General features: G+C 70.9%; 16 protein-coding genes and 2 pseudogenes. 4 read left to right on the forward strand and 14 right to left on the reverse strand.

Going from position 1 to position 23,906, the window contains the following annotated elements; translation table 11 throughout:
• Nucleotides 1-169: 169 nt before the first annotated feature.
• From ABZ441_RS28810 to ABZ441_RS28830, 5 genes are all read right to left on the reverse strand, one after another.
• A complete protein-coding gene (locus tag ABZ441_RS28810; RefSeq protein ID WP_358979474.1) occupies nucleotides 170-667 on the reverse strand; it encodes an ATP-binding protein in 498 nt (165 codons plus the stop codon).
• A 300-nt stretch (nucleotides 668-967) separates the two neighbouring features.
• Nucleotides 968-2,206 (reverse strand): SpoIIE family protein phosphatase, encoded by a 1,239-nt coding sequence (locus ABZ441_RS28815; RefSeq protein ID WP_358979476.1) that lies wholly within the window; start codon nucleotides 2,204-2,206, stop codon nucleotides 968-970.
• A gap of 255 nt (nucleotides 2,207-2,461) precedes the next feature.
• A complete protein-coding gene (locus ABZ441_RS28820) occupies nucleotides 2,462-3,652 on the reverse strand; it encodes a MalY/PatB family protein (protein ID WP_358979479.1) in 1,191 nt (396 codons plus the stop codon).
• Between the two features lie 2 nt (nucleotides 3,653-3,654).
• Nucleotides 3,655-5,253 carry a maltose/glucose-specific PTS transporter subunit IIBC gene (malX, locus tag ABZ441_RS28825; protein ID WP_358979482.1) on the reverse strand — a complete coding sequence of 533 codons (1,599 nt, stop codon included), beginning with the start codon at nucleotides 5,251-5,253 and terminating at the stop codon, nucleotides 3,655-3,657.
• 558 nt (nucleotides 5,254-5,811) lie between these two features.
• On the reverse strand, nucleotides 5,812-6,519 hold the full coding sequence (locus ABZ441_RS28830) for a DUF2470 domain-containing protein (protein ID WP_358979488.1): 708 nt from the start codon (nucleotides 6,517-6,519) through the stop codon (nucleotides 5,812-5,814).
• A 443-nt stretch (nucleotides 6,520-6,962) separates the two neighbouring features.
• On the opposite strand from ABZ441_RS28830, the pseudogene ABZ441_RS28835 reads away from it, so the two are divergent.
• Nucleotides 6,963-7,151 (forward strand): annotated as a pseudogene (locus ABZ441_RS28835) (transposase); the annotation flags it as partial.
• 5 nt (nucleotides 7,152-7,156) lie between these two features.
• On the opposite strand, the gene ABZ441_RS28840 reads toward ABZ441_RS28835, so the two are convergent.
• From ABZ441_RS28840 to ABZ441_RS28865, 6 genes and pseudogenes are all read right to left on the reverse strand, one after another.
• Nucleotides 7,157-7,609: a DUF6003 family protein gene (locus ABZ441_RS28840; RefSeq protein ID WP_358979490.1), complete on the reverse strand. Its 453-nt coding sequence runs from the start codon at nucleotides 7,607-7,609 to the stop codon at nucleotides 7,157-7,159.
• 236 nt (nucleotides 7,610-7,845) lie between these two features.
• Nucleotides 7,846-9,669, reverse strand: a complete 1,824-nt coding sequence (locus ABZ441_RS28845) for a SpoIIE family protein phosphatase (protein ID WP_358979491.1) — start codon at nucleotides 9,667-9,669, stop codon at nucleotides 7,846-7,848.
• Nucleotides 9,666-9,803: a hypothetical protein gene (locus ABZ441_RS28850; RefSeq protein ID WP_358979492.1), complete on the reverse strand. Its 138-nt coding sequence runs from the start codon at nucleotides 9,801-9,803 to the stop codon at nucleotides 9,666-9,668. Before ABZ441_RS28850 ends, ABZ441_RS28845 begins: the two co-directional genes overlap by 4 nt.
• Before the next feature lie 234 nt (nucleotides 9,804-10,037).
• Nucleotides 10,038-11,250: pseudogene (locus ABZ441_RS28855) on the reverse strand (thiolase family protein).
• Nucleotides 11,247-11,930, reverse strand: coding sequence for a CoA transferase subunit B (locus ABZ441_RS28860; protein ID WP_358979494.1), 684 nt, complete (start codon nucleotides 11,928-11,930; stop codon nucleotides 11,247-11,249). Before ABZ441_RS28860 ends, ABZ441_RS28855 begins: the two are co-directional and overlap by 4 nt.
• Complete coding sequence (locus ABZ441_RS28865) at nucleotides 11,930-12,700, reverse strand: CoA transferase subunit A (protein ID WP_358979495.1); 771 nt, start codon at nucleotides 12,698-12,700, stop codon at nucleotides 11,930-11,932. The genes ABZ441_RS28860 and ABZ441_RS28865 overlap by 1 nt, the downstream gene beginning before the upstream one ends.
• A gap of 127 nt (nucleotides 12,701-12,827) precedes the next feature.
• Between ABZ441_RS28865 and ABZ441_RS28870 the strand changes: the two genes are divergently transcribed.
• The 3 genes from ABZ441_RS28870 (at nucleotide 12,828) to ABZ441_RS28880 (ending at nucleotide 17,824) form a co-directional block, all read left to right on the forward strand.
• Nucleotides 12,828-14,492 (forward strand): IclR family transcriptional regulator C-terminal domain-containing protein, encoded by a 1,665-nt coding sequence (locus ABZ441_RS28870; RefSeq protein WP_358979497.1) that lies wholly within the window; start codon nucleotides 12,828-12,830, stop codon nucleotides 14,490-14,492.
• Between the two features lie 290 nt (nucleotides 14,493-14,782).
• Nucleotides 14,783-16,963, forward strand: a complete 2,181-nt coding sequence (gene tkt, locus ABZ441_RS28875; RefSeq protein WP_358979499.1) for a transketolase — start codon at nucleotides 14,783-14,785, stop codon at nucleotides 16,961-16,963.
• Between the two features lie 120 nt (nucleotides 16,964-17,083).
• Nucleotides 17,084-17,824, forward strand: coding sequence for a hypothetical protein (locus ABZ441_RS28880; RefSeq protein ID WP_358979501.1), 741 nt, complete (start codon nucleotides 17,084-17,086; stop codon nucleotides 17,822-17,824).
• An 84-nt stretch (nucleotides 17,825-17,908) separates the two neighbouring features.
• On the opposite strand, the gene ABZ441_RS28885 is transcribed toward ABZ441_RS28880, so the two are convergent.
• The 3 genes from ABZ441_RS28885 to ABZ441_RS28895 are packed head-to-tail and all read right to left on the reverse strand — an operon-like array spanning nucleotide 17,909 to nucleotide 23,845.
• Complete coding sequence (locus ABZ441_RS28885; protein ID WP_358979503.1) at nucleotides 17,909-20,767, reverse strand: NHLP bacteriocin export ABC transporter permease/ATPase subunit; 2,859 nt, start codon at nucleotides 20,765-20,767, stop codon at nucleotides 17,909-17,911.
• A 1-nt stretch (nucleotide 20,768) separates the two neighbouring features.
• Nucleotides 20,769-23,042: an NHLP family bacteriocin export ABC transporter peptidase/permease/ATPase subunit gene (locus tag ABZ441_RS28890; RefSeq protein WP_358979505.1), complete on the reverse strand. Its 2,274-nt coding sequence runs from the start codon at nucleotides 23,040-23,042 to the stop codon at nucleotides 20,769-20,771.
• A complete protein-coding gene (locus ABZ441_RS28895; protein WP_358979508.1) occupies nucleotides 23,039-23,845 on the reverse strand; it encodes an HlyD family efflux transporter periplasmic adaptor subunit in 807 nt (268 codons plus the stop codon). Before ABZ441_RS28895 ends, ABZ441_RS28890 begins: the two co-directional genes overlap by 4 nt.
• Nucleotides 23,846-23,906: the final 61 nt, after the last annotated feature.

Below are 23,906 nucleotides of genomic sequence, written 5' to 3' on the forward strand. Positions count from 1 at the left end.
ACCCGCCCACCACCTACAACACACCCATATTTTTAAAACTCTTCCCCCCCCCTACCCTCTTCCCATCTCCCCCCCCGCCGGCCCCCCCCCGGGCGGCCCCCCCCGTCCCACTGTCATGGGCGGGCGCGAACACGTCGCCGAGCATCAGTGCCGGCGCGCGACAGCACCTTCACCAGGGCGAAGAGCCTGCCGGATCATCGTCCAGGCCGTCGACGAGCGAGATCCGCACACGGACGCGTTTGCCGACGGGCTCGCGGCGGACCTCGAAGCTCTGGCAGACCGCGAGGACGATCTCCAGTCCGTGCTGTCCCGCGCGCGCGGGGTCGGCCCGCAGGGCGCCGGGGAGCACGGAGCCGGAGTCCCACATGGTGATGCCCAGCATGTCGCCGTCGACTTCGAGGTCGAGCAGGCAGGGCCCCGGCGCGTACTTGCAGACATTGGTGGCGAGCTCACTCACCACCAACTGCGCGGCGCCGAGCGCCCGTGCGGACACGTGCGGACCGCCCGGGGACCGCTGCGCCCCGGCCAGGAAGTCGCGGACGAAGTCACGGGCACGGGCGATCTCTCCCGAGTCCATGTCGAAGGCGGCGCTTCCTGCCACGACGCCCGGGACGGCCACCGTGCCGTCCTGCCCGGTACCGCGATCCGTCGCCAGCCGTTCCACCATCACACGCTCCATCACATGTCCCCCGTCAGGTGCGCTGCACCACACCGCTCACTTGATGCTCCGCCTACCCTCCCTCTCACGTTTCAGGCCGGAGAGTCGGGAAAAAACCGGCCGCGCCGCACAGGGCCTGCGCGCCCGCCGCGTGGATCGCAGCCCGGACCGCTGCGGGGGCGCCTGTCACGGTCCGGTCGCGGCGGGCGACAGTGCCGAAGCGGCTCGGTCGGCATGCCAGGGTGCCCGGGTGTGTATGTGGAGTGCCGCCGGCTGTGGCGGACACGAGGAGCACGGCGACACGACTTCCTACAGGCGGATGACGACGAGGGCGACGTCGTCGGCGGCGCCCTCCGCGATGTCGAGGCTGGTCAGTAGCCAGTCGGCCATCTTGCCGGGGGCGAGCGTGCTCTCCTGGGCCAGGGCCGTGGTCAGGCGCTCCAGGCCGACGTCGATGTCCTCGCCCCGGCGTTCTATGAGACCGTCCGTGTACATCACGAGGGTGTCCCCACTGGTGTAAGGAATCCCCGCCTGGGGGCGGGGAACATGGTAGGGGCGCGCGCCGAGTGGCGGATCGGTCGCCTGGTCCAGCAACTCGAAGGACCCGTCGCTGTGGAGCAGGACGGGCGGTGGATGCCCGGCGTTGCTGTAGATGATCAAATTGCTGCGGACCTCGATGAGTACCTTGACCGCGGTCGCGGCCGTCGCGCCGTCCAGGGAGCGGGCGTACAGCCCGAGGACCTCGAGAGCCTGGGCGGGACTGGGAATGGCACGGATGACCGCGCTCAGTGCGCTACGGAGCATGCCCATGACCGCCGCGGCTTGCAGGCCGTGGCCGACGACGTCCCCGACCGCCGCCGCGTACCGGTCCGGTGACAGGTCCACGATGTCGTACCAGTCGCCGCAGACGTTCAGTGATGTGGTCGCGGGAAGGTAGCGCACGGCGACGTTGTCGTTGTGCCTGGTCAGGTCCGGGGCGGAGAGCATGGCTTCCTGGAGGGTTATGGCGACCTGCTGTTCGCGGGCGTGTGCCGAACGCAGTTCCTCGTTCAGCCGCTCCAGCTCGCCGGCCCGCGCGTAGAGTTCCGCTGCCATGCCCTTCTCTCGCTCGGTGAAGTCCTCGGTGAGCCGGCGGGCGCGGTGGGACCGCACGAAGGCGGTGACATCCTCGGCCCGTTGCACGATCCACCGCACCCTGCCGTCGGGTCCGGAGAGCGGGGTGTGTATCTCGGACCACCATCGCTCCTCGAACTCGCCCGGGCGGCCGACGACGGGGATGTCGTACCGCGACAGCACCAAGGTGTCCGGTTCCCCTGTGTCGAGGACCCGCTGAAGCGACGACTTCACGTTCTGGTGTGTGTCGCGCGGAATGCCCGGGCGTTCCGGCAGGGCTTCGAAGAAGTACTTCCCGATCAGCTGGTCCCTGGTCCGGCCGGTGGCCCGCAGATAGGCCGCATTCGCATAGGCGATCACCAGGTCCGTGTCCAGCATCAGATAAGGGCTGGGTGTGGCGTCGAAGAACGCGGTGAAATCGATGTCCGCCTTCATCACGCGCTCCCTCCGGCCTGCGAGCGCGACGGGTCTCCTACAAATCTACGCGTGATCCGACGGCCGGTCTCATTCGGCCGAGGGGGACGTCGGTGCGGGCACACGGCCACGTTCGCATGCGCGTCCCGCCGACGTGATCACCGGGCCCGGGGGCGCGTGACGTCGACCCCACGTGACGGACGAGGGAGACGAGATGACGGCCGACCGCGGGCCGCCCCCTCACCCGGGGCGGCCGTGGGTGAGAGGGCCGACCGGCTACATGAGCCGGTGCAGCGCGCGCACCAGTGCCTCGATGCCCGCCTCCGCCTTGGAGCGGGGGCACCCGACGTTGAGCCGGACCCGCCCCGGGGAGCCGTATGCCGCTCCGGGCATGACGGCCACCTTCTCCACCTCGACGAGCTCGCGCTGCAGGGCGTCGTCGTCGACGCCGAGCGGCCGCAGGTCGATCCAGGCGAGATACCCCGCCTGCGGGGGCTCCCAGCCGAGCTGCGGGAACTCCCCGCGGAGGCGGCCGGCCACCATCGCTAGGTTGCCCGCGAGGTACGTACGCAAGGCGTCCAGCCAGGGCGCGCCCTGCCTGTACGCGGCGATGTGCCCGACCAGCGACAGCACAGCGGGGGAGGAGAGGCCGTCCGCTTCCTTGAGCCGGCGCAGGTAGGCGTCACGTGACGCCGGATCCCCGATGATCCCGTAACTCCCGGTCAGCGCAGGGATGTTGAACGACTTCGATGCCGAGGTGATGACAGCCCAGCGCCCTTCGTCACCGTGTCGTACCCAGGTGCGGTGGACATGGGGCGCGTACGCCAGGTCGGAGTGGATCTCGTCGCTGATGACGGCCACGCCGTGCCGGGCGCACAACCGTGCCATCCGGTCCAGCTCGTCCGCGGACCAGACCCTGCCCGTCGGGTTGTGCGGCGAGCACAGCAGCAGCACGGCCGTGTCCGGCAGAGCCAGGAGGCGCTCCAGCTCCACCCAGTCGTCGAGCGGGCACGCGTGGAGCTGCCGTCCGTGGGCCGCCACCGTCTTGGGGAACGCGTCGTACATGGGGGTATGGGCGACCACGCCGTCACCGGGCCGTGACCACAGCCGGAGCAACTGCGACAGCTGGTAGACGACGGAGGGGGCGTAGACCACGGACCCGGGATCGACGGCCGTCGCATGCCGTGTCGCGTACCAGTGGACGATCGCGGAGAGGAAGTCGTCCTGCCGCCACCGCGAGTAGCCGAGCACACCGTGGTCCAGCCGGCCGCGGAGTGCGGTCATGATCTCCGGAGCGGTCTCGAAGTCCATGTCGGAGATCGTGAACGGCAGCAGATCCGGCACGCCGAAACGGTCCTCGACGTAGTCCCACTGCGTGCACCAGGTGCCGTGCCGGTCCACCGGGGTGTCGAAGTCGTAGGGCGTGGGCACGCTTTCACGAGCCCGGCCCGGGGAGGGGGAAGCCATGGTCAGCCCACCGGGATCATGGTGGCGATGGCGTCCTTCACCGACTGGACCTGTGGCCCGATGACGACCTGCACGTTGTGGTCGTCGAGCTTGATCACGCCCACGGCGCCGAGCTTCTTGAGCCGGGCCTCGTCCACCTGTCCGGCGTCCTCCACCGTCATGCGCAGACGGGTGATGCAGTTGTCCAGCGACCGGATGTTGTCGGCGCCGCCGATCGCGTCGAGGATGGCGACGGCGTCGTACTTCCCGGCGACCAGCTCACGCGCGGGCTCCTCGGCCCCGTCCGAAGCGGCATCCGCGTCCTCCTGCTCCGACTCCTTCTCGCGGCCGGGGGTCCTGAGGTCGAAGCGGGTGATCGCCCAGCGGAAGAGGAAGTAGTACACGGCGAACCACACGGCCGCGATCACCGGCACCAGATACCACTTGGTCGTGGAGCCCTGGAGGACGCCGAAGACCAGCCAGTCGATGACGTTGCCGTCGGTGTTCCCGATGAAGACGCCGAGGACGGCAGCCGTGAGGAAGCCGAGCCCCACCAGGACCGCGTGGATGAGGTACAGCCACGGTGCGACGAACAGGAAGAGGAACTCGAGCGGTTCGGTGATGCCGCCGACCACGCAGGCCACCACGCCGGACACGAGCAGGGCCTTGATCTCCGGGCGCATCTTGCTGTTCGCGCAGTGGTACATCGCCAGCGCCGCTCCGGGCAGGCCGCCCAGGTAGGCGGCCATCTTGCCCTGGGAGAGGAAGTGCGTCGCGTCGGTGACGGCGGCGTTCGGCGCGCCCGCGCAGTTCAGGTGCGCGTAGAACATGTTCAGTGCGCCGGAGACGTTGTCCCCGCAGACGGCTCCCGAACCGCCGACGTCGGTGAACCGGAACATGGCCACGAGGATGTGGTGCAGCCCGATCGGCCGCAGCAGCACCTCTCCCATGCCGAAGAAGAACGGTCCGAAGACGCCGGTGTGTCCGATGCCACGGCCCACGGCGGTGATCCAGCCGTTGAAGGTCGGCCACACCAGGGGGATGAGCAGACCCAGCACACTCAGGACGAGTGCGGAAAGGATCGGGACGAAGCGCAGCCCGCCGAAGAAGGCCAGTGCATCGGGCATCCGCTGCGTACGAAAACGCTGGTGGAGCAGGCTGACAACGATGCCAACGGCTACGGCTCCGAGGAGTCCCGTATCGATGGACTGCACGCCGAGCACATCGGCTATGCCGTAGTGCTCGATCGCCTTCTCGTCCTCGAAGTCGACGCCCTTGGCCGTGAGGTAGAAGTTCACCGCGAGATTCATGGCGGCGAAGCCGACGAACCCCGAGAACGCGGCGACACCCTTGTCCTCGCGCGCGAGACCGAGCGGAATCGCCATCGCGAAGAGGACGGGCAGGAAGGTGAAGGCGACCAGACCCGTGTTGGCCATCCAGGTGAAGACGAGGTGGAAGCCCTCGGCCTTCAGGAAGGGGAGGTTGTCGGTGACGGCCTCGCTGGACAGCGAGGAGCCGATGCCCAGCATGATGCCGCAGAAGGCGAGCAGGGCCACCGGGAGCATGAACGTCTTGCCGAGTCCCTGGAGGAATTCCCAGAGTGCGGCCTTGGTCTTCTGCATGTGTACGGAACTTTCGAGCCTGGGGGACGGACCCGGGCGCTCGCCGTGGTGCTCGCGGAGAGCCACGGATGATCGAGCGGCGTAAGGCATGACGCGGGGATGCGGGCCGCCTTCGCGCGACGCACCCGAGGATCTCCCGGTGAGTAGCGCCAGGCGGGGCCGTTCCACCGCACGGATCACATCACAGCAGGTCGGCGACTGTCCATGGTCGTCGGGACCTCGCTCCGGGTACACGCAGAGTGATCGACGCACGGAGTGAACCCCCTGTCGCGTGCGGTGACGTACGCCACCCGTTCGCCGACGTGACGGGTGTTTGGCCGCGCGTCCGGGGGTAGGGGCCTTGTGATCGCCGGAAATGACAATCCGGTGGAGAGTGCGCGAAAGCTACCGAATCAGGAGGGTCGATGTCCTCGAAGCGACGTCGTAAGAAGAGGGCCCGCCGCAAGAACGGCGCGAACCACGGCAGTCGTCCCCAGTCCTGAGGGGTGGCTGTGCGTCAGGGGGGTGGCACATGCCACCCCCCTGACGCGTTCCCGCGATCCTGACGCGTTCCTGTGATCAGGTGAGCAGCTGGTTGCGGTGGGAGGCGCGCCGGGCGGCCGTCAGCAGGGCGTGGATCTGGGGGCCGGCCTGGTCGAGGCGTGCCACGGGCTCGGCGAAGGGCAGCCGCACATCGCGGTGGGTACCGGGGTACTCCAGGCGCAGGGTCACGCCGTAACGGTCCATCGCCAGCGGGAGGATGCGCGTCACACCCTTGTCCGGCTGTGGCTGCACGAGGCGCAGGAGCAGCGGGACGAGTTCGCCGTGGTCGTCCACGAGGTGGGTCAGCATCGCCGCCTCGCTGGTGGCGATGGGGTCGGGAATCGTGTCCTGCAGCGTATCCAGTGTGACGAAGGTGCGGCCCCTGTGGTCCTCGAAGACCGCCTGGCCGAACTCCATGCAGGTGCTTTCCGCGGCCTCGGTGCTGTACGGGGCCGACAACAGGCCGGTCACCGTGACGCGGGCGCGTGTGCGGTCCCGTACGGGTGTGGGCGCGATGTCGGTGAACTCCAGCCTGACCGGGATGCGCGCCCCTGGTGGGGTGGGGCCGGTCTCGGACGGTTCGTGCAGGTGAATGTGGCCCATCGCGGCCGTGCCGTCGAGCCGGTGCACCTCGACGGGGTCCAGCCCGTCGCTCACCACCGTCATCGAGTGGGCCGCGGTCAGGATCGCCAGCACGCGTTCGGCGGGGGTGGGCTGTGTGGTGCGGGAGTTGAAAGGACGCATCCAAGTTCTCCAGAGGAGCGGGCAGGGAGCCTCATTGCGTTGACTTAGGCATGCCTAACCTAACTTATGAGGGGGGGTTCGGGTAGTGCGTCGCCCTCGCCCGGCAGGTGTCCGGGCGTCGGGATGCCCCGGGCCCGTGGTCGGCAGGCTGGGTGTCGATGCCGCCGGGCGGCAGCTCCAGCCCGGTCCGCTGCGCGCCCGTCAGGTCTCCGCGCGGCCCTGGGCAGCGGGCGGGCCGGACCCCAGCGCGTCCTGGGGTCTCGGGGCCGTGGTCCGGCACTTTGGCGGCAGACCCTGACTTGATCTTTGACCTCGGGCTCCGGACGAGTCCTCGCACTTGAGCACTCGGTCGGGTAACTGCCCTACGTACGGTCGGCCTTCGGCTGAGCGTGTGATCCGGCCCGGGAACACACGAGCTCAGCACGAAGGCCGTGAGGACGGGTCTGTCGCATCACGTCGTCCCACAGGATCCGTCTGCGGAACCGTCACGCTTCCGGGGCGAGTTCCACTCCTGTCTGCCCAGGCGCGCGGACGCGCTGTTCGAGCTCTCGGACGCGCTGTCGTGCACGGCTGGTCCGGTCCGGTCGTCGGTGGAACTGTCGCCGGTCGGCGAACACCGTCGCGGGCACGGGAAGTTCTAGGGGGCGTCCGCGCCTGCCGAAGGCCGCGCCTGCGCGAGGCCGGCGATCTCCTGCGGGGTGAGGCCGGTGAGGTGGGCGATGCGCTGGGCCGGGATGCCGGCGGTCAGCGCGCGGTGCACGAGCGCCTCCCAGTCCTGGGTCGTCTCCCGGAAGCCCAGAAGCTCGGCCTCCAGGTCAGCGACCGCCGTCGGAGCGCACTCCCGCTGCACCCGCAGCGCCTCCTCCTCGCTCAGGGGGACAGGCAGGCTCTCCGTGTCTGCGGGAATGAGCGATTCCGCGTCGGCGGGAAGGATCCTGACATGCTCCGACGAGGCGGAAACCCCGTGCGCCTGCAGCCATGCGTGCACAGCAGGCGTCTCCGCACACGCCGGTGCGCCCACTGCTGCGAGAGCGGCCCCTACCTTGGGGTGGCCGTCGGGAAGCAAGAACAGGCGAGCGTCGTGGTCCATTGCACAAAGCTACCTTCTCGAGCGGAGCGCAACGAAACCCGGATACCGGGGTTCGTCGCGCTCCGCCCGGCCGGGGCAACGTCACCGGGAGCGCGTGAAGAACGGCGGGACCGCCGACTCCTCGCCAGACGCCGGGTGTTCGTGGCGGTACGGGCCGGGAGGGGGCGCGACGCGGAGACCGGAGCCGACAGGCGGAGGGGTTCCCGGGGCTTCGGTGCTACAGCCGGTCGTGAGCCTCAGGCCGGTTCGGAGGTGTCCCTCACGGGAGTGTCCTCGATGCGGGAGCCGGGCGCTCCCCGGTTGGAGGCCGCCGGGCTGTGAGCGTGCTGCGGCGGGACCTCCTCGTCCCCCGCGCCCACGCCCGCCGCCGGGATGCGCAGGACCAGAAGGGCGACGTCGTCGCCACTGGGGTCGATGCGGGCCAGGAGTTCGTCGAGGAAGTCCTCGACATCGCGCTCCGCCAGGGCCGCCGCGTGCCGGCGCAGCGTGTCGAGGCCGGCCTCGATGTCACGGGTCCGGCTTTCGACGAGCCCGTCGGTGTAGAGCAGGAGCGTCGACCGGGGCGGCAGGGCCGTGTGCGCGTCGGGCCACGTCAGCCCCAGGTGCAGGGCCGAGTTGAGGCCGAGGAGAGGGCCGTGACCGGCTTCCAGGAACCCGGCGCGCCCGTCGGCGGTGACGAGCAGGGGCGGTGGATGGCCGGCGTTCACCCATCTGAGCTGCCACGGCCCGCCTTCCGGGCCTTCGATGCGTGCGAAGACGCAGGTTGCCATGGGGGCGTCGCTCGTGTGGGTCATCGCCTGGTCGAGGCGGTGCATGATCAGGCTCGGCGGCTCCGTACGGTCCCAGGCCAGGGCACGCAGCATGTTGCGGACCTCGGCCATGTGGGCGGCGGCCTTGAGATCGTGGCCGACGACGTCCCCGATGACCATCGTCAGGACGCCGTCGCTGAGGAGGAAGGAGTCGTACCAGTCCCCGCCGATCTCGGCGGCGCTCTCGGCCGGCCGGTAGCGGGCCGCCATCGTGAGGTGGTCGACCTGCGGCAGAGGGGTGAGGAGCTGGCGCTGCATCGTCTCGGCGACATGGCGCTGCTGCTCGGACAGCTCGGCGGCTTCCATGACGAGACCGGCGCGGCGCGCGATGTCGGACAGCACGAAGACCTCGGCCTCCGAGTAGGACGCGTCCGGAGCGACGCGGGCCACGGTCAGCGCGCCGAACACCTGCCGCCGGGTGTATAGGGGCACCACGACGGCGCAGCTGCCTCCCAGCCGGTCGAACAGTTCCCGGTGGGCGCTCGCGAGCGGGCTGTCCGGCTCCTCCGCCAGGGAGCGGGCGTCCAGCAGGACGGGCTCGGCGCTCCGCAACGCCTGCACGGCTGCCGAGCGGGTGGACTCCGGCCATGACGGCAACGGGCCCTTGAGCGCTTCCGCCGCCTCCTGATCGCCGATGGTCCGGACGGTGACGCGGTGCAGCTCACCTGTCTGCTCCGCCGTACGTACGTCGATCGCGGCCCAGTCACCCATGTCGGGCACGAGCAGGCCGGCCAGTCTGTCCAGCATCTCCGGCGTGTCCAGGGTGGAGGTGAGGGCCGTGGAGACCTCCGCCACCATCGTGAGCCGGGCGGTGAGCCCCTCCAGGGCGGCGAGGTAGGCCGCGGTCTGGTCGGCTGCGTCGCGATGCAGGCTGAAATCGTGGAAGACGACCACCGCGCCTTCGAAACGCCCCTCGTGCCGCAGGGGTGTGGACGCCCAGATGACCGGGACGAGGCTGCCGTCCCCGCGAAGGAGGAGTTCCTCGCTCCCCTCGGCCGGCCGCCCGCTCTCCAGCACGGTCAGCGGACCGCCCTCGCTTCGCGGGACCGCGCCACCGTCCCGCCGGCGGTGCAGCAGATCATGCAGGTCGCGACCCAGTATCTGCTCCTGCGAACGGCCCAGGAGCTGCTCGGCGCGTGGATTGCACGCGGTGAGCCGGCCGGTGGTGTCGGCGACGAACACCCCCGCCCCCAGGCTGTCGAACACCGAGCGAATGAAGCCGATCTCCAGCAGTCCGTCCGTGGATCTCATCGGGCCGCCCCCGCCGCCCCCGCGCGCACCGTCGCTTCGGTCTCCGCGCTCGTCGCGACCTCCGGACCACCCGGCGGCGGCACGTGCACGGACGGCACGTCGTCCGCCGCCGGAAACGCGGTCTGGGAGGTCATGCGCTCCTGCCTTCCGCTTCGTGGTCGGAGCCGCGCCCGGCGACGAGGCCGGACGGCACCCGAGGCACCACGGCCTCTGTTCATCATTCATCCGGCGTCCCGGTTCCGCCGCTCGGGCGGGGCTCACCGCCACCGGGTTCGGCGCCCCGGGGCTCAGCCGCCCGGGAGGGACCGCGCACCGGGCCCCTCGTACCCGGGCCCCTCGTACCGGCCGGTGCGAGGGGCCGAGGGAGCCTACCTCTCCAGCACCAGCGCCGAGCCCTGGCCCACGCCGATGCACAGCGTCGCCACGCCGACCCCGGATCCCGCGGCCCTGAGCTGGTGGGCGACGGAGCCCGCGAGGCGGGCTCCCGAGGCACCGAGGGGGTGGCCGATCGCGATCGCCCCGCCGCGCGGGTTCAGCACGGACGGGTCGAGGTCGGGCCACTCGGCGACGCATCCCAGCACCTGGGCGGCGAAGGCCTCGTTGAGTTCGAGGGCCGCGAGGCGGGCGAAGCTCCTGCCCGCGCGGTCCAGGGCCCTGTTCACGGCTTCCACGGGAGCGAGTCCGAAGTAATGGGGCTCGTTGGCGGACACGGCGGAGGCCGTGATCCGGGCCAGCGGCTCGCGGCCGGTCGCCCGCAGCCCTTCCTCGTCGGCCAGCAGCAGGGCGGCCGCACCGTCGTTGAGCGGGGAGGAGTTGCCCGCGGTGACGGTGCCGTTCTCCGTACGGAAGGACGGGCGGAGCCCGGCCATGGCCTCCAGCGACGCGTCGTCCCTGATGCACTCGTCCCGGTCCACGACGAGTGGGTCACCCTTCCGGCGCGGGATGGTCAGTGGCGCGATCTCCCCGTCGAAGAGCCCTGCGGCCCGGGCGGCCGACGCCTTCCGGTGCGAGGCGAGAGCGAACTCGTCCTGGTCCTCACGGGATGGAGTGCCGCTCGGCGATCAGTTCGGCGCTCTCGCCGAGCGGCACCGTCCACCGCGGGTCCATCCGGGGGTTGACCATGCGCCAGCCCAGAGTGGTCGAGTACATCTCCGTGTGCCCGGCAGGGAAGGCGCGGTCGCTCTTGGGCAGGACGTACGGGGCGCGGGTCATCGACTCGACCCCGCCGGCGACGACGAGCGAATGGTCCCCCAACGCCACGGCGCGCGCCGCGTGCACGACGGCTTCCAGGCCGGAGGCGCAGAGCCGGTTGACGGTCACGCCGGGGACGGAGACCGGCAGACCCGCGAGCAGTGCGGCCATCCTGCCGACGTTGCGGTTCTCCTCGCCCGCGCCGTTGGCGTTGCCGAGCACCACGTCACCGATGCGTGAGGGATCGAGCTCAGGCGTCCGGTCGAGCAGCGCGCGGATGGTGTGCGCGGCGAGGTCGTCGGGCCGCACCTGCGCGAGTGCGCCGTTGTACCTGCCGATCGGGGTGCGGACGGCGTCGACCACGTACACGTCGCGGGGACGGAAGCTCATGACGCGATCCTTTCGGCGGCACGGACGGGAGCGGCGGCACGGACGGGAGAGGCGGTATTGACCGGAGCGGCGGTCCGCTCCTGGACCTCGGCGGCACTCACTCCGGGAGCGGTCTCCACCAGGACCAGGCCGTCGTCGGTCACGTCGAGTACGGCGAGGTCGGTGATGATGCGGTGGACGCACGCTCTGCCGGTCAGCGGCAGGGTGCACTCCTCGACGATCTTCGGGCTGCCGTCCTTGGCGGTGTGCGTCATGGTCACGATGACGCGCCGGGCCCCGTGCACGAGGTCCATGGCGCCGCCGATGCCGGTCACCATCTTCCCCGGAACCGCCCAGTTGGCCAGGTCCCCCCGGGCCGAGACCTCCATCGCCCCGAGTACGGCGGCGTCGATGTGACCGCCGCGGATCATGCCGAAGGAGAGAGCCGAGTCGAAGAACGAAGCCCCCGGCCGGACGGTCACCGTCTCCTTGCCCGCGTTGATGAGATCGGGATCGACGTCCTCGTCGTACGGGAAGGCCCCGGTGCCCAGGATGCCGTTCTCGGACTCCAGGACGACGTGCACGCCCTCGGGCAGGTGGTTCGGGATCAGCGTCGGCAGCCCGATACCGAGGTTGACGTACTCGCCGTCGCGCAGCTCCGCGGCCGCCCTGGCAGCCATCTCGTTCCGGTTCCAGGCCATCAGACCCGTGCCTCCCGCTCCGTGATCGTCCGCTTCTCGACCTTCTTGTCCACGGCCTGCCCTGGGGTCAGCGCGACCACCCGCTGCACGAAGATGCCCGGCAGGTGTACGTGGTCCGGGTCGATCCCGCCCGGCTCGACCAGTTCCTCGACCTCCGCGACGGTGATGCGGCCCGCCATGGCGGCGAGCGGATTGAAGTTGCGAGCGGACTTGTTGAAGACCAGGTTTCCGTGCCGGTCGCCCTTCGCCGCCCTGACGAGGGCGAAGTCGGTGCGGATGCTGTGTTCCAGGACGTATGCGGTGCCTTCGAAGTCGCGCACCTCCTTGGCCGGGGATGCCACGGCCACGCCGCCCTCACCGTCGTAGCGCCAGGGGAGGCCGCCGTCGGCGACCTGCGTTCCCACGCCGGCGGGGGTGTAGAACGCGGGTATCCCGGCCCCGCCGGCCCGAAGCCGCTCGGCCAGCGTGCCCTGCGGGATCAGTTCGAGCTCCAGCTCGCCCCCGAGGTACTGCCGGGCGAACTCCTTGTTCCCGCCGATGTACGAGCCGGTCACCCGGCTGATCCGGCCGGCGGAGAGCAGCACCGCGAGGCCGGAGTCCATCGCTCCGCAGTTGTTGGACACGACTCCGAGCCCGCTGACACCGCTCGCGTACAGGGCATCGATCAACACGTTCGGCACGCCGCTGAGGCCGAACCCCCCCACCGCCACCGACGCTCCGTCCGGCACGTCGGAGACGGCCAGCGCCGCTGACGCGACCACCTTGTCCATGGAACCGTCCGTCCTGTAGTGTTCGCATAGTGAAGTTTCCTTCACTATGATGCTGTGAGTCTGCCGCCCCGATCGGAGACCTGTCAACGGGCCGGTGACACATCGGGCGCACCCGACGGGAGAACAGATGCCACCGACCCGCCCCGACCGGCCAGGCGAACAGGCCCCCGCGGAGGCCGTCGCGCCGCTCATGCGCGGCATCTCCGTACTGCGCCGGCTGACCGACGCGGACGGCTCTCTCAGCCTCAGCGAGCTTGAACGCGCCACCGGACTCGCCCGCTCGACCGTCGACCGCGTCACGCTCACCCTCGCCCGCACGGGATACGTGCGCCTCGACGGCCGGACCGTCACCCTCGCACCGCGCCTGATGGAGCTGGGCAACTCCTATCTGTCCTCGGTCCGCGTCCCCGGCCTCCTCGGCGACCTGGCGGACGCCCTCGCCGACGAACTCGACGAGTCCGTGTCGCTCGCGATGCCCGACGGCGAGGACATCCGCTTCGTGCACCAGGCCACCCGGCGCCGCGCGATGTCCCTGAGCTTCCGCATCGGTGACCTGCTCCCCGCGGAACGCACCGCTCCGGGCGCGGTCTTCGCCACTCGCTGGGGGCCCGGGGAATGGCACGCATGGCGGGAGAGGTCGGCCGCCGACCCCGACGGCACCGGCTTCCCGTCCCTGCCGCGGCGCCGCCGCCCGTCGGACGAACCCTTCGAGGACCGCGTCGACGCGGCGCGAGCCGACGGCTGGGCCCTGGACGACCAGCTCATCGAACCCGGCCTCCTGGCCCTCGCCGTACCCGTACGGAACCCCGCCGGAGGCATCGCGTGCGTACTCAGCGTCGTCAGTCACACCAGTCGGCACAGTGCGCAGGGCCTCCGCGACGGCCTGCTGCCCCGGCTGCGCGATGCCGCCGCGGCCATGGAGAGCCGGCTGCGTGACGCCCCTCCCGGCGGCACCGGACCGACCCCGGGGGCCCTGGCCTCGTGGACGGCTGCCTCGAAGCAGGAACTGGGGCGGGAGTTCGTCGAGTCCCTCGCCCGGGGCCTCACCGTCATCACCGCCTTCGGCGACACCGGCGACGCCCTGACGCTCAGCGCCGTCGCCCGTGCCACCGGTCTGTCCCGCGCCTCCGCGCGCCGCGCGCTCATCACCCTCGAACACCTCGGTTACGTGGCAGCCGACCGGCGCGAACACCGGCTGACACCCCGTGTCCTGGCGCTCGGATACCCGCCGCTCTCCCGCATCACCCTGGCGAGGATCGCCGAACCGCACCTCGCCGCGCTCGCGGGGCGGATCCACGAATCCACGTCCCTCGCCGTCCTGGTGGACGACTCGGTGCAGTATGTGGCGCGTGCCGCCACCCACCGCATCATGAACGTCAACATCACCGTCGGCACCCGGTTCCCGGCCTACGCCACCTCGCTCGGCCGAGTCCTGCTGGCCGGCCTGCCCGCCGCCGGACTGGGGTCCCTCCTCGACCACGCGGAGCTGCGCCCGCTCGCCCCCCACACCCTCACCCGCCGTGCTGAACTCGAAGCCGAGCTCGAACGCGTGCGTGCCGACGGATACGCCCTGGTCGACGAGGAACTGGAGGCCGGCCTGCGCTCGATCGCGGTACCCGTGCGGGACCGGAGCGGCGAAGCGGTCGCGGCCGTCAACGTCGCCATGCACAGCAGCAGCCGGACGATCGACGAGTGCCTCGAGCACGTGCTGCCCCGACTCCGCCTCACCGCAGGGAACATCGAGGCCGAACTGCACACCGCGGCCCGCTTCGCCCGGGTGGCCACGGTGTGAGCCGGGCCGGGGAGCACCCCGGCCCGACCCCCCTCCCGACCGCCCGGTGACCCGGGCGGGGGGAACCGACCACGACGGCACGTGCCTGCCGCGCACCGGCGTGGGTAGGCGACCGTTCGACGGGGCGCGTGTCCCGTCACCCGCTCCGTCCGGTGGCAGGGGAAACCCTGCCGCACCGCCGGGCCCGCTCCGGGTGCGGAGGGCGACGCGGGAACGGAGGATGCGAGGGTGGCGAGCCACGCCGGCCGGCCCCGTCGTACCGAGAAGCGACATCCGAGGGAGACAACACCATGGCGCCCGAGCGATCCTCTTCCGGCAGCACCGCACCCCGCGATCCGGGGCTCGCCCTTCCCGTGGCCGACCGGGCCGGGTGGAGCGAGGTGGACCTGCGCGCGGTGGACACCGTACGCGTGCTCGCCGCGGACGCCGTCCAGAAGACCGGCAACGGACATCCCGGGACGGCGATGAGCCTGGCGCCGCTCGCCTACCTGCTGTTCCAGCAGGTCATGCGGCACGATCCCGCCGACGACCAGTGGCTGGGCAGGGATCGGTTCGTCCTCTCGTGCGGCCACACCAGCCTGACGCTGTACATCCAGCTCTACCTCGCCGGCTACGGCCTGGAGATGGACGATCTGAAGTCGTTGCGGACCTGGGACTCGGCGACTCCGGGCCACCCGGAATACCGGCACACCCGCGGAGTCGAGATCACCACGGGCCCGCTGGGCCAGGGGATGGGCGCCTCCGTCGGGATGGCGATGGCGGCACGCCGGGAGAGGGGCCTGCTCGACCCGGAGGCCGCGCGGGGAGCCAGCCCCTTCGACCACCACGTGTACGTGCTGGCGTCCGACGGCGACATGATGGAAGGTGTCGCGTCCGAAGCCGCGTCACTGGCCGGCCACCAGAGGCTGGGCAACCTGATCGCCTTCTACGACTCCAACCACATCTCCATCGAGGACGACACCGACATCTCCTTCAGCGAGGACGTGCCGGCCCGTTTCGCCGCCTACGGATGGCACGTGCAGACGGTCGACTGGACACGCACGGGCGACTACGTCGAAGACGTCGACGCACTGCTCGCCGCGATCGAGGCCGCGAAAGCGGAGCAGGACCGGCCCTCGCTGATCATGCTGCACACGATCATCGGCTGGCCGGCCCCGACGAAGCAGAACACCGGCAAGGCACACGGGGCGGCCCTGGGGGACGAGGAGGTCGCCGGAACCAAGCGGCTCCTCGGCTTCGACCCCGAGGCGTACTTCCCCGTCGAGGACGAGGTCCTCGCCCACACACGGGCGGTGGGGGAGCGGGGCAGGGACGCCCGGAACCGATGGCAGCGGACCTACGAGGAATGGCGCACCGCCAACCCGGAGCGTGCGGCCCTGCTGGACCGGCTGCGGGAACAGGAACTGCCCGACGGCTGGACCGACTCCCTGCCCGACTTCCCGGCCGACGCGAAGGGCATGGCCACCCGCAAGGCGTCCGGCCAGGTGCTCACCGCTCTCGCACCGGTCCTGCCCGAGCTGTGGGGCGGGTCCGCGGACCTCGCGGGCAGCAACAACACCACCATGGACGGCGAGCCCTCCTTCGTCCCCGCCGACCGGCAGACGACTGAGTTCGCCGGAGGCCCCTACGGGCGGACCCTGCACTTCGGAATCCGTGAGCACGCCATGGGCGCCGTGCTCAACGGCATCGCGCTGCAGAGTCTGACGCGCCCCTACGGCGGCACGTTCCTCACCTTCAGCGACTACATGCGTCCCGCGGTCCGCCTCGCCGCCCTGATGAAGCTGCCCGCCACCTACGTGTGGACCCACGACTCGATCGGTCTGGGCGAGGACGGCCCCACCCACCAGCCCGTCGAGCACCTCGCCGCGCTGCGCGCGATCCCCGGGCTCGACGTCGTACGCCCCGGCGACGCCAACGAGACCACCACCTGCTGGCGGACGATCCTGGAGCACACCGACCGTCCCGCCGGTCTCGTCCTGACCCGGCAGAACCTACCTGTGCTCGACCGCGCGGACGGTGTCCACGCCCCGGCCGAGCGGGCCGCCCGCGGCGCCTACGTCCTCGTGGAGGCATCGGGAACAGCCCCCGACGTCATTCTGGTGGCGACGGGGTCCGAGGTCCACATCGCTCTCGACGCCCGCAAGCTGCTGGTCGACGAAGGGCTGGCCGTTCGTGTGGTCTCGATGCCCTGCCGCGAGTGGTTCGCCGAGCAGCCGCTGTCCTACCAGGACGAGGTGCTGCCGCCCGACGTACGCGCCCGCGTCAGCGTCGAGGCCGCCGTCGGCCAGGGCTGGCGCGAGGTGGTCGGCGACGCGGGCCGGATCGTCAGCCTGGAGCACTACGGTGCTTCCGCCGACTACCAGCGGCTGTACGAGGAGTTCGGCATCACCGCCGCAGCGGTCGCCGCAGCGGCACGCGCCAGCATCCGCGACGCGGTGGAGCCCCCCAGGCCGGGCGGGCGACGGTCCTGAGAGCCGGGCCGGGTGCCCGGATCCAGCGGCCCGAAGCCCCGCCCCGCCCCCGGCCGTGACAACGATTCGACGAGGTGACAGCCGCACCGGCGGACGAATCCCAGGCTTAAGCTCCCTGACATGACCAAGTTCTTCGTCACCGTGTGCCTGCCCCCGACCGCTCCACGGAAGCTCTCACGGGCGATAGCCGACACCATGGCGCCCTACGACATCAACCTCACGGAGGATTGGAATCCGGTCGGCCGCTGGGACCGGTGGACCATCCACTCCAGCCCGGGCAACGCCTTCCTCGTGACGCCTCCGCACGACGGCGACCGCAGGCTCGTCACGGCCTCCACCATGCGTCGCAGGAGGGCCGGGCTCGCCCCCCTCGGACCGCTGGAGTGCTACGGAGGGCCCCGGGGCATGCTTGACTTCGACGCCATGCGGAAGCGAGCGGCGCGCGAGCATGACGCGCTGTTCGCCGCGTGGACCGAGCTGACCGCGACACACCCGCCGGCCCTCCCCCTCTCCGACTTCATCACCCGCCACGAGGCCGATCCCGAGAGGTACTCCACGGCAGACGCCAGGGAAGAGCACCTGGCCCAGCCGCTGGTGCAGGACGTGGCCCGGCGGGCCGTCGCGGGAGACCCGCATTTCGACATGGCGTTCCTCACCGACGACCCGGTCGCGTACTTCGCGCAGGAACACGAGGAAGCACGGCTGTGGGCGGTCCGGTGCGCCGTGCCCGGTTTCGCACTGGTCACGCTCGACGGCTCGTGGACGGACGCCGAGACCGACGGTTACTGGGAACAGTCCAACCACTACCTCGACGGCCTCGCCGCCGAGGCCGTCGTCGTCGACCTGCTCTGTCACTCCTGAGCCGCAGGCCGGACCGGCGGCTGCACGGCGGGAGCCCATGACCGTCCGGACCGGCCCGCGCGGCCGGTCTCCGGGACGTGGGGCCTACCCCATCTGACGCCGCACCAGTTCGTGGAGCTGCCCACCCGTGTCCGCGAGGAGCTGGGCGGGTGGCCCCTCCTGTACGACACGGCCGTCCGCCATGACGATCACGCGATCGGCGTCCATGACCGTGGACAGCCGGTGCGCGATCACTACACGGGTGGCCCGCAGGGACCTGGTGCTCTCGATGACCGTGCGCTGGGTCTCGTTGTCGAGGGCGCTGGTGGCCTCGTCGAAGAAGAGGATGCGGGGGCGCCGGACCAGCGCCTGGGCGATCATCAGCCGCTGGCGCTGCCCGCCTGAGATCGAGCCGCCGCCGGAGATCATCGTGTGCAGCCCCATCGGCATGCGCTTGATGTCCTCGGCCAGCCCCGCCATGGCGGCGGCCTCCCACGCCTCTTCCTGGGTGAAGACCTCGGCGCCGCAGATGCAGTCCAGGATGGATCCGGAGAGTGGCTGCGCGTTCTGCAGGACGACCCCGCACTGGCGGCGCACCGCCGCCTGGTCGAGCGCCGTCAGATCCTGACCGTCGTACAGGACACTGCCCGAGACCGGCCTGTCGAAGCCGATGAGCAGCCTCAGCAGTGTCGACTTGCCGCATCCGCTGGGGCCCACGATCGCGACGAACTCGCCCGGCCGTACGGTCAGCGACACCTCGTCCAGGACGACGGGACCGTCGTCGGAATAACGGAACGACACACCCCTGGCCTCGATCTCCCCGGCCAGCGCGCCCGGCTGGGTGCTGGCGCCGCGAACCTCGGGTGCCTCGTCGAGCACCGGCTTGATCTGTTCGAACATCGGCAGCACGGCGGCGGCCGACACCAACGCCCCGGTGAGCTGGGTGACGGCCGTCAGCAGCATCGTCACGGACGTGTTGAAGGTCAGGAACTCGCCCGCAGTCAGGGAGCCCCGGGCCGGGCCCGCCAGCAGGACGAAGATGATCAGCGAACACAACGGCAGGTAGACGGCGTTGAGCACCGTCGTCAGATTCTTGATCCGGCCCGCCCGCTTCTGCAGCTCACGGCTGCGGGCGAACTCCGCGGCCCACGCCCCGTACGCGAAGCTCTCAGCCGCCGCGACCCGCAGCTTGGGCAGTCCGCGCAGCGTCTGGAACGCCTGGTTGTTCAGCTTGTTGCCCAGCACGACCAGCCTGCGCTGCCAGCGGAGCTCCCACATGCCCATGGCGAGGAACACCCCGGCGATGACCACCAGCATCGCGACGGCCGTGAGCGCCAGCGGCACACTGAACCAGAGCAGCAGCCCGAGATTCATCGCCCCGAGCGTGCCCGCCTGCACGACGACGGGACCGGTGCCGGACAGCACCCGGCGGATGGAGCTCACCCCCATCGCCGCACTCGCCAGCTCTCCGGTGGAGCGCCCGGTGAAGAACTTCGTCGGCAGTCGCAGCAGCCGGTCCCAGACCGCGGGCTGGAGCGTGCTCTCGATCCGCCCCTCCATCCGCAGGATCGTGAGGTTCTGCAGCAGCATGAACGCCGCGGAGACGACACCGGAGATGATGACGGCCAGCGACACCTGCACGATCAGCGCGTTCTGGGCGTTGGGCACGTACACGCCGAGCACCTTGCCGGTGGCGATCGGCACCAGTGAACCCAGCGCCACCGTCACCACCCCGGCCAGGACCAGGTTCCGCACGTCGCCCCGCGTGCCGAACATACCGAAACGCAGCAACTGCCTCCTGCTCAACGGCTTCTCCGGCAGCGGTCGGTAGAACATCACCGCGCGTTCGTCGAACTCCTCGGCACAGGCGCCGTCGACGCGGGAGCGCCGTCCCGTCAGCGGGGTGACCGCCTCGTAGCGGCCGCGGCGCCAGAGCAGGGCGACCGGCGCACCGGACGCCGCCCTGCGGCCCACCAGCGGCCCGGAGTTCTCCCGCCACCAGCGACCGTCGAGCCGTACCGCGCGGGTGCGGACACGCGAGGCGACCGCGACGCGCTCGACCGGGTCGATCCGGTCGCTGACCGCCCCGCCGGTCGCGGGCTCCGCGAGGACGATCCCGGAGTCCCGGGCCACCAGACGGCAAGCCGCGTACACGGCGTCGTCCGAGGCCCCCTTCGCGGGCGAGGTGCCCCTCCCGGACCGGCCGATCGAGGTCAGCAGCGCGTGGTCGGCCTCCTTGCGGACGGCCTCGCCGGCCTCGAGGCCGGCGGCGGTCCGGTCCTCGTGGGCACGCTCCAGCTGTTCGATCCAGCGGTCGAGCGCCGACAGCAGGCGGTACTGCTGATTGACCATTCCCTGCCACATCGCCGGGTCGACGAGCAGATCGCCCGCCGCCTCGGCGCTGAACGCCGCACCGTACTGCACACTTCCCGGTGACACCGGCAGCCACAGGATGTCGTCGTCGCCCACCGTTTCGTCGAACGTGGTCCGCCCGTCCAGCGGGGCCTCGAACAGCACACGCCGGCTGCGGCCCACACCGAGCGAGAAGGCGTGTTCCAGCAGGCTGAGCGTGGCGTCCCCGGTGTCGTAGTGGCTGCGGTACTGCCCGTCGTACGCCCCCTGGCCGGTGTACTCCGGGCGGTACAGCTCACGCAGTGGGATCCGGCGCAGCACACACTCCTGAAGGGGCCGCCCGACCAGGGTGTGCTGCGGGCCCTCGACCGGACCCAGGACGAGGGTTCCCGGCTCCAGCCGGCCCAGGAAGTGCCAGTGCCCCTGTTCCACCGCGTCCACCGCGAACAGGTCGAGTGCGCCGGCCACGACGAGCCACAGCACCTGGGGCCCTTCCAGCGACAGGCTCCGGAGCCCGGTGCAGTCGACCGGCTCGCCGAGAGCTCCCAGCGCACCGATGACCGGGTCCTGCCCGGGCGCCTCCGTGCCCGCGAGGGGATGAACGGATGCCATGTCAGTGCTCCCTGACCAGATCGGCGTAGGGGCCACCCGCGGCCACCAGAGTCTCGTGCCGACCGCGTTCCACGACGGTCCCGTGGTCCAGGACGACGATCTCGTCGCTGTCGCGCACGGTGCTCAGCCGGTGCGCGATCACGACGCACGCACAACCGCGCCGCCGGAGGTTGTCGATGATGATCCGCTCAGTCTCGGCGTCCAGGGCGCTGGTGACCTCGTCCAGCACCAGGATGCTGGGCCGGCGCACGAGGGCCCGGGCGATCTCCAGCCGCTGGCGCTGCCCGCCGGAGAAGTTCCGGCCGTCCTGCTCCACCCGGCTGTGGATGCCGCGGGGGCGGCGGGCCACGACGTCGTACAGGGCGGCGTCCCGCAGGGCTTCGGCCACGGCCTCGTCCGGGATCGAGGGGTCCCAGAGCGCCACGTTGTCCCGGACCGTTCCCTCGAAGAGGAAGACGTCCTGGTCGACGAAGGACACCGACGCGGCCAGAGCGCCCCTGGGTATGTCCTCCAGACGCTGCCCGTCGATGCGGATCGTGCCCTCCCACGGGCTGTAGAGCCCGGAGATGAGCCGCGAGACCGTCGACTTGCCGCTGCCGGAACCGCCGACGAGCGCCACCTGCTGTCCCGGACCCACCGAGAGGGAGAAACCGGTGAGCAGCGGCTTGTCGAGCGGGCTGTAACCGAAGGTGATCTCCTCCAGCGTCACATGTCCCTTGAGACGGCGGGTGCTCGCGGCCGGCTCGCGGCGGGAGTACAGCGCGTCCACCGGGAAGTTCTCGACGTCCTTGAGACGGGCCACGTCGGCCGCGAAGTCCTGGACCCGGCCCGCCACCCCGTTGAGCCGGGTGACCGGCGCGGTGAAGCGGGTCACCAGGGCCTGGAAGGCGACGAGCAGACCGATCGAGATGTGCCCCTCCACGGCCCGCAGTCCGCCGATCCACAGGATCAGCGCGCTGTTGACCGTCGCGAGGGCGGGAGCGACGATGCCCAGCCAGGCGCTCGGCACCCCGAGGCGCTGCTGCTCCTCCAGCGTCGTCGCGTGCTGCCCGGCCCACCGGCGGAAGTAACCGTTCTCGCCGCCCGTGGCCTTCATCGTCTCGATCAGCTGGAGACCGGTGTACGAGGTGTTGGTCAGCCGTGCGCTGTCGGCCCGAAGCTTCTGGGTGCCGGTCGCCCGCAGCCGCACGACGATGCGCATCGCGACCACGTTGAGCAGGGCGATCCCCACCCCGATGACGGTCAGCTGCGGATCGTAGGTCCACAGCAGGAACGCGTAGAGGAGGACGACGATGCCGTCCACACCGGCCGCGGTGAGATCCCGGGCGAGTGTCTCGGCCACGGCGTCGTTCGACTGCAGGCGCTGGACGAGGTCGGCCGGACTGCGCTGCGAGAAGAAGGTGACCGGCAGCCGGAGCAGATGCCGGAAGAAGCGCGCGCTGCCGAGCGTGGAGGAAATGATGCGCCCGCGCAGCAGATTCGCCTGCTGCAGCCAGGTCAGCACGGCGGTGAGCGCCACCGTCGTGCCCATCGCGCCGAACAGCACGCCCAGCAGGGAGGTCTGTTCACCAATCATGAACATGTCGATATAGGTACGGCTCAGCGCCGGGAGCGTGGCGCCGACTGCCACCAGCAGCAGGCTGGCGAGGAGGGCTGCCAGCATCGTGCCCGTGGTGCCGCGCAGCCGGGCCGGCAGTGCGGCCATGACACCCGGCTTGCGGCCGCCGCGCTCGAAGTCCTCGCCGGGCTCGAGGACGAGGACGACTCCGGTGAAGCTGGTGTCGAAATCCTCGGTGGGCACGAACCGGCGCCCCTTGTCGGGGTCGTTGATGTACACGCCTCGCCGTCCCAGACGGCGTCCCACGCCGTCGTACACGACGTAGTGGTTGAACTCCCAGAACAGGATCGCGGGTGCCCGGACCTCCGCGAGGGCCGCCGGCTCCATCTGCATTCCCTTGGCCTGGAGGCCGTAACCGCGGGCCGCCTTCAGCACGTTGCTGGCGCGGGAGCCGTCACGCGAGACTCCGCAGGCGATCCGCAGTTCCTCCAGCGGCACATGGCGGCCGTAGTGGGCGAGCACCATCGCCAGCGACGCCGCACCGCACTCCAGCGCCTCCATCTGGAGCACGGTGGGGGTGCGTACCGTCTTCGTCCGCCCGGGCTTCGGTGCCGGGCGCGACCGCCGTCTGTTGCCCGAGGGCCCTTCCGGACGGTGCCTGCCGCGGCCGGCCGGCGGCAGTTGCTGGGCGGTGGGGGACGGGTGCGGAGCGGTCACGGGAGCAGCCAATCGATCGGGCGCTGGTCGGCGAGACGGACGGATCCGGTGGCCAGGGTCATGGAGCCGATCGCGTACGGAGGGCCCTCTGCGGAGGACCACCGGTAGCCGGACTCGGTGGAGTCCGAGCGCTCGATCTTCACCAGGACCGCCAACGGCCTGCCGTGCCGGGAGAACTGCTCACCGAGCTGGGCGTCGCCGAGGAAGCGGGTGATCTGCTGCTGTGTCTGCGCGGCCCTGCCGACCGCTGCCACCTTGCCGCGCAGCACACCGTACTGCTGGGCGGGTACCGACTGGACGGTGAGGTCGACAGAGGCACCCACCGGCACCGAGGCGGCACTGCTGCCGGACACGTACAGCAGCACGACCAGGGGGTCGTCGGCGCCGTCGATCCGTTCGACGCTCGCCACGTCCGCGCCGGTGGTGACCACAGCGCCGATCGTGGCCGTCACCGCGGTGAGCCGGCCCGCGTCGATCGTACGGACGACGCGGTCACCCCGGTCCGTACGGACCTTCAGCAGGGGCGAGTCGCGGGGCAGGGTCTCGCCCTCGTCGGCGAGCACCTCGGTGATCTGCCCGGCCACGGGGCTCTGCAGGATGTAACTGCCGCGGGAGTGCGTGAGGATGCCGGGCGCGTCGAGTGTGCTTGCGACGGATCCCGTCACGGCCCAGAAGGAGGCGGCCGCCATCACGGCGACGGTGACGCAGAGGACGAGCAGACCCTGCGGGCGGGCGAAGCGCACCGGAAGGTCGAGCTGTTCTGGCGACTGCAGCTTGGAAAGGGCCTGTTGGCGGAACTGCACGGAACTCTTCCCTCACTGTCAGCGATCGGCACCGAGCCCCGGAACCGATGGGTTCCGGGGC

The sequence above is a fragment of the Streptomyces sp. NPDC005752 genome, assembly GCF_040630715.1.
Classification (GTDB): Bacteria; Actinomycetota; Actinomycetes; order Streptomycetales; family Streptomycetaceae; genus Streptomyces.